This window comes from Rhodococcus sp. Leaf278, assembly GCF_001426085.1.
In the GTDB taxonomy this organism is placed as follows: domain Bacteria; phylum Actinomycetota; class Actinomycetes; order Mycobacteriales; family Mycobacteriaceae; genus Rhodococcoides.
This window is the reverse complement of the sequence record NZ_LMRR01000035.1, coordinates 1-5,022: the sequence shown is the minus strand read 5'-3', so window position 1 is coordinate 5,022 and position 5,022 is coordinate 1. Positions and strand designations below refer to the sequence as shown.

Here is a 5,022-nt window from a genome sequence, read left to right as displayed (position 1 = left end):
CACGATCTGTACTTCGAGGGCGATCAACGGGTCAAGCAGCTCGGCATCGCGGTGCCACCGGAATTGCGGATGTTCGAGACCATCGCGAACTGGCCTCGGATGTACGTCGAGGAGATCGCACGGCGGCAGCGGATCAAGTCGCTGATACGCCGGGACTCGAAGGCCGAGGCCGTCATCGACGAGGAAGGCAACGAGCTCGCTCCGCGGGTGTCCCGCAAGGACGTCGCGCTGCAAGAGAGCTTCGACGTCAACAACCTCGCATCCGAGATCAGGCTCCTGAACAAGGAGACGATGATCTACGGCCGGTGCTACATGACGGTCGGCACCAACGAGGACGATCCTGACCACCCGCTGATCTCGGTCGAGTCCCCGTTGCAGATGTCCTGCCTGATCGACCAGCGCCGTCGACGAATGTCCGCCGCGTTCCGCCAATTTCGCACCGAGGACGGCGACCGGGTCGGAACGTTGTTCCTTCCGGACCAGACGATCCAGGTGATTGCGGGCCCGCGGGGCTGGCAGTACGACGAGGTCGGTGGCGACGCGGAGAACGAGGACGACAACGACGCGGTCGATCAACACGACCTCGGTGTGATCCCGGTGGTGCTGTTTCTGAACCGACGCCGTCTGGGCAAGTGGACGGGCACGACCGAGATGAAAGACATCATGGGTCTGACCGATGCGTGCGCCCGCACTCTGGCGAACATGCAGGTTGCGCAGGAGACTCACGGCACGCCCGGCAAGTGGTTGCTCGGTGCGACGAAGGGCGACTTCGTCGACGAAGAGGGCCAGCCGATCCCGGTGTGGGAGTCGTATTTCACGGCGATGGCAGCAACTGCCAAGGGGCCGAAGGATGCGGCATTTGGGCAGTTCTCGGCGTCGGATCTGCGGAATTTCCACGACACGGTGAAGCTGTATGCCGGTCTCGGATCGTCGGTGACGGGTCTGCCGATGCGGTACTTCGGTCAGAACACCGCCAACCCGGCAGCTGAAGGTGCGATTCGAGCCGACGAGTCACGCATCAACGGCAACGCCGACGAGAATGCGGTACTTCGGTCAGAACACCGCCAACCCGGCAGCTGAAGGTGCGATTCGAGCCGACGAGTCACGCATCAACGGCAACGCCGACGAGAAGAACGAGAGTCAGGGCACTGGCATCGGCTGGGCCATGGCGCTCGAGGAACGTTTCCGTACCGGCGAGTGGCCTGACAAGGGCACGGCGATCAAGGTCGAGTGGATCGATCCCGGCACATCGACGAAGGCAGAGGAAGCGGACCACATTCAGAAGCTCAACGGCGGCACTCCGGTGTACTCCCGCGAGGGATCGTGGGACGAGCTCGGGTGGGACGAGAACCGGAAGAACCGAGGAAGCGGACCACATTCAGAAGCTCAACGGCGGCACTCCGGTGTACTCCCGCGAGGGATCGTGGGACGAGCTCGGGTGGGACGAGAACCGGAAGAACCGCGAGCGTCGTTATTTCGCGGCCGAGAGTGATCCGGTGCTGGACCGGCTGAATCGCCAGTTGACCGAGGTACCCAAACGCACCCCGGGAGACATCGATGATTCCGGAACCGGCAGCTGACAGTTACGTTCGCCAGCAGGGCATCCAGAACGATGTCATCGAAGCGGCAACGGAGATCTGGGGCCGTCGGCCGCCACGCGATTTCGATGCGTGGTTCGCCGACAACGTCGATCGGCTTGTTGGTGTGGTCACTGCCGGCCAGCAGGCGTCGGTGGCCGGGACCGATGCGTACGTCGAGGACACACTCGGTGCACTCGGCAACATCGTCGAGCCGATCGCGCAGGTCGATCCGCAAGGACTGATCGGAGTTGCGTCCGACGGTCGGGCTTTGGACACGCTCATGTATTCGCCGATCATCACGGCGAAAAGCGAAATCAAGGACGTAGTCGAGCGCGGTAACCCGGTCGGACCGGATGTGTTGTCGGCGGCTTGGGAAACAGGGCTACGTATGACGCAGCTCCGGGTGCAGACACAGGTGGCCGACGCCAACCGGGTCGCGACCGGTCTCGGTGTGACGGTACGTCCGGATGTCGGGTACGTGCGCATGCTCAATCCGCCGTCGTGCTCGCGGTGCGCGGTGCTGGCGGGCCGGTTTTACCGGTTCAGCAGTGGCTTCCTTCGGCACCCGCTCTGCGATTGCCGACACATCGCGTCGACGGAGGACATCGCCGACGACCTACGCACCGACCCGATGGACTACTTCGCCTCGCTCGATCCACGGATGCAGGACAAGATCTTCACTCTGGCAGGCGCGCAGGCCATTCGCGAGGGCGCAGACATCGGGCAGGTCGTCAACGCGCGACGTGGTGCACACGGACTCGCCACCGCGGGTCGACTCATTCGGCGTGATGTCTACGGGCAGAGCCTGTTCACCACGACCGAGGGCGTCACCAAGCGTGGTGTCGCAGGAAAGCTGATCCGACGTCGTGGCAGGACTCCGGAGACGACTCCTCGGCTGATGCCAGAGGACATCTACGAACTCTCCGGTGGAGATCGCGACGAGGCGCTTCGCTTGCTCCGATTGAACGGCTACGTCCTCGATCGGTCGGGTCCTCGTTCGGGCATCGGTTCACGAACCGGCCTGGTGCCGGACCTCGACGGGGTCGTCAAGCCGCCGTTGCCTGTGAAGCTGCCCATGGTTGATCTCGATGCCATGGCCGATTGGCTCGCAGCCGAGGATAAGTACAAGGCTGACGTGAGGAAATGGTTGGCGGCCGAGAAGAGGTACACCGCCGACGTGAAGAAGTGGCTGGCAGCGGAGAAGAAGTTCAACGCTTCACGCATCCTGTCGCCCGCCACGCGTGACATCCTCGCGTCCGCAAAGGCGTCTTTGCCGGTGGATAGAGCCGGATGGCTCGACACCACGATCAAGTACCCCACGGATCGGAACGGGGCGAAGCTGGTCCCAGAGAAGCTGCAGCGACACCTTGACTCGACGTTGTCTGTCGGTCGCGCCGTTCGAGCCGACGCAATGACAAGGATTGCGAAGGACACGCAGGTCAAGCGATTGCTGGCCGAGGAGAAGGAACTGGTTGCGAGCGGTGGTGCATTCGCTCCGCGCCGAAACGAGATCCTCAAGCTCGTAGCCAAGCAGGAGCAGCAGGTCGTGCTGGAAACACTGCGGGAGATTCGTCAAATCGGTGGCGTAAAGCAGCCCGCAGTCATTGCCGATTTCGGGGTATCGAGCGCCACATCGGGAACTGCGGAAGGGCTCGCTTCTCTGCGTCGCGCAGAATCGATCTTTCCCGCAGATTGGTTGCGAACTGCATCTGCCGGCCGATTGGATATCGGCAAGGCGGATCGAGCTTTCTACTCGGCCAATCACGACTACATCGCTGCAGACGCAACGGACGTGAAGCCGAACTACCGTGGAGGTTTCGATTCGTATCCCGACGAGATCATGGCGCACGAACTCGGTCACCGCATGGAATCGAAAATCGACGGGCTCACTCAGTTGGAGTTCGCCCTGCTTCGCTCCCGGTCCACGAAGAGNGCCTCCTCCTGCCAACTCGTCGGAGACAGGCCGAACTACCGTGGAGGTTTCGATTCGTATCCCGACGAGATCATGGCGCACGAACTCGGTCACCGCATGGAATCGAAAATCGACGGGCTCACTCAGTTGGAGTTCGCCCTGCTTCGCTCCCGGTCCACGAAGAACGGAGTCCTCGAACCGCTCAGCCGCGTGTACCCCAAGGACGCGGAACTTGCCGATGAGATTGGCTATGAGGACCAATGGAAGGATCGCTACGCAGGCAAGTCGTACGCCGACGATTCCACGATGGCCGATCCGGCGCGCCGTCCTGCAGAAGTGTTCCAGGTAGGTTTGCAGGACACGTTCGGACGCAGCAACACCAATGGTGAGTTCGACAAGTCCAGTCAGCTACAGGAATTCGTGATTGGGGTGATGGCGCTTCTATGACCTGGAAAGTGACATCCGCTGAAGGGCCGGAGCGGTGGCTCGAGTCCACCGGCGGTATCGATTTCACCGCTGATCCTGAGACCAGTTACGAGCTCACTGATCTCGGCCGGTTCGTGTACCCACTGACTCCGGTCGGGCCGGGGGTTCGCGGAGTGCGGACACCGTCCGAACTGTTCGGTGCCGCGTGGTTCCTTATCCCGTCGCCTCGAGTGGTCGGCGAGCATCCGCCGTACCCGGACATCCCCAACGATCCCGACGTCATCTACTGACTGACTCTGCAAGGCCCCGAACGTAACTGCGGTCGGGGCCTTTCTCATGCCCGTGTCACGCACGGGCCTGTTTCGCCTGACCCGCACTGGGCAGGTCTCACGCTGCCCGCACGGGGCGCACCACTAGGAGAAACCGCTCATGCGCAGAACCATCCTGTCCGACGAAATATTCGCCTCACTCCTCACACGTCGCCGCCAGCCGGTCGTGTGGTCGGTGCAGCCGTTGCAGCAGCAGATGGACCGAGACGATCCCGACGACAAGGACGACCCTGACGATTCCGGCGATCCGGACGACGACAAGGACGACCCCGACGACGACAAAGATGACGTCGACGACAAGGACGATCCGGACGACGACAAGGACGACCCGGACGACAAGAAGTTGGGGCCGAAGGGTGAACGCGCTCTCGCTGCCATGAAGGAGAAGCTGCGCACCGAGCGGGCCCGCCGACGAGCGGCCGAAGCGAAGAACTCCGCTGCGGCCGTGGACGACAAGGCCAAGGAGGCCGAGCGAGACATCCTCGCGAAAGCCAACTCACGAATTCTGCGTTCGGAAGTGCGGGCCGCAGCCGCGGGCAAGCTCAACGACCCTGCCGACGCAATCAAATTTCTCGACCTCGATCAGTTCGATGTCGGTGAAGACGGCGAAGTGGACGAGGACGAGATCGAAGATGCGATCGACGACCTGGTCAAGCGGAAGCCGTATTTGGCCGCGCAAAGCGGCGACCAGAAGAGAAGGCGGACACCCAAGGGTGACCGCAGGCAGGGCGGTGGTGGTCGTGAAGCGACCGGCACTGTGTCTGCCGGCCGCTCG

Annotated in this window: 5 protein-coding genes; all 5 read left to right on the top strand. The window is 62.6% G+C overall.

What is annotated here, in order from left to right:
- The coding region (locus ASG84_RS20350; RefSeq protein WP_057478828.1) for a phage portal protein at window positions 1-1,080 on the top strand (1,080 nt) is incomplete at its 5' end.
- Window positions 1,040-1,492 carry a hypothetical protein gene (locus tag ASG84_RS28340; protein ID WP_057478827.1) on the top strand — a complete coding sequence of 151 codons (453 nt, stop codon included), beginning with the start codon at window positions 1,040-1,042 and terminating at the stop codon, window positions 1,490-1,492. The genes ASG84_RS20350 and ASG84_RS28340, both read left to right, overlap by 41 nt.
- A 2,021-nt stretch (window positions 1,493-3,513) precedes the next feature.
- A partial coding sequence (locus ASG84_RS28335; protein ID WP_235581760.1) for a hypothetical protein occupies window positions 3,514-3,939 on the top strand: 426 nt, incomplete at its 5' end.
- A gap of 8 nt (window positions 3,940-3,947) precedes the next feature.
- Window positions 3,948-4,208, top strand: a complete 261-nt coding sequence (locus tag ASG84_RS20335; RefSeq protein WP_156399634.1) for a hypothetical protein — start codon at window positions 3,948-3,950, stop codon at window positions 4,206-4,208.
- A 139-nt stretch (window positions 4,209-4,347) separates the two neighbouring features.
- Window positions 4,348-5,022, top strand: a 675-nt coding sequence (locus ASG84_RS20330) for a hypothetical protein (RefSeq protein ID WP_156399633.1), incomplete at its 3' end; no start/stop codon positions are given.

Bases quoted from the DNA above. Each gene is read 5' to 3' on its own strand.
- ASG84_RS28340 (WP_057478827.1), top strand. From the start codon at position 1,040: ATGCGGTACTTCGGTCAGAACACCGCCAACCCGGCAGCTGAAGGTGCG.